Consider the following 1,363-nt stretch of genomic DNA (forward strand, 5'->3'; position numbering starts at 1 on the left):
CCACGACCGCGCTTCGACGGGCCTTGGGCGCGCTTTTCCGCCAGCAGACGGAACGCTTCGGCGGGATCGATGGTCGCGGCGTCGTACTGCTTCGGCAACGTGCGGTTCGTCTCGCCATCGGTGATGTACTCGCCGTAGAAGCCTGATTTGATCGTCACATGCTTCTGCGTCTCCGGGTCGGTTCCCAGATCGCGCAGCGGCGGCTTGGCCGCGCCGCGTCCACGACCGCGTCCGTATTTCGGCTGGGCGAACAGTTCCTTCGCCTTGTCCACATCCACGGTGAAGATCTCATCTTCGGAACCCAGCGAACGCGTATCGGATTTGCCGTCGTCCCCGGTCTTGGTCAGGTACGGACCGTAGCGGCCGTTGTTCGCCTGCACGGTGACCGTCTGCATTTCACCGGTCTCGGCGTTCACTTCCTCATAGGATCCGACCACGCGTGGCAGCGACAGCAGTTTGAGCGCGTCCTCCAACGTCAACGATTCCGGCTTCATCGTCTTGAACAACGATGCCATCTTCGGACGTTCGGCCGCGGCCTTCTTGGCCTTGGAGCCGCGCTTCGGCTTGGATTCGGCGGAGACGTCGGTCTTGGAATCCTCCGTCTCCGGCACGACCAGCGCGACATACGGTCCGAATCTGCCGTTGCGCACCTCGACGGTGCCACCGGAAACCGGATCGACGCCCAATGCGCGAGGGCCGCCCGAATGGTTTTCAATCAGATCATGGCCGACTTCGACGGTCAGCTCGTCGGGAGCAAGCGTGTCCGGCAGCGACGCGCGCCTCGGATTGCCGTCATCGTCGAGATGCTTCACATCCTCAAGATACGGGCCATAACGCCCCACACGCACCTGCAATCCATCGCCGATTTCGATGGTGTTGATCGCGCGCGCGTCGATCTCGCCCAACTGCGCCACCTGCTGCTGCAATCCGGCATGCGCCTCGTCCTCGGACCGCGCGGCACCGTCACCGGAACCGAAATAGAATCGGGTGAGCCAGTTCTTGCCGGTGTCCTTGCCGCCCGCGATGCGGTCGAGCCCGTTTTCCATATGCGCGGTGAACTCGTAATCCACGTACTTCGGGAATTTCGTCTCCAGAAGTTTGATGACGGAGAACGCCAGCCAGGAAGGAATCAGCGCACGGCCGCGCTCGTACACGTATCCGCGGTCGATGATCGTGGAAATGATGCTGGCATAGGTGGATGGTCGTCCGATTTCCTTCTTTTCCAGTTCCTTGACCAACGACGCTTCGGTATACCGCGCCAACGGCTGGGTCTCATGGCCGTTCGCGTCCACCGACACGGCGGCGAGCGTATCACCCGGCCGCATCGGCGGCAAGGAGGCGCTTTCCGTCTTCGCGTTCTTGG

At 62.3% G+C, this 1,363-nt stretch carries 1 protein-coding gene; it reads right to left on the reverse strand.

Annotated features, from left to right (window positions below; all coding sequences use genetic code 11):
- On the reverse strand, window positions 1-1,363 hold a 1,363-nt coding region (locus B3C64_RS06750), incomplete at both ends, for a topoisomerase C-terminal repeat-containing protein (RefSeq protein WP_291534618.1).

The organism is Bifidobacterium sp. UBA6881, assembly GCA_002451435.1.
In the GTDB taxonomy this organism is placed as follows: Bacteria; Actinomycetota; Actinomycetes; order Actinomycetales; family Bifidobacteriaceae; genus Bifidobacterium.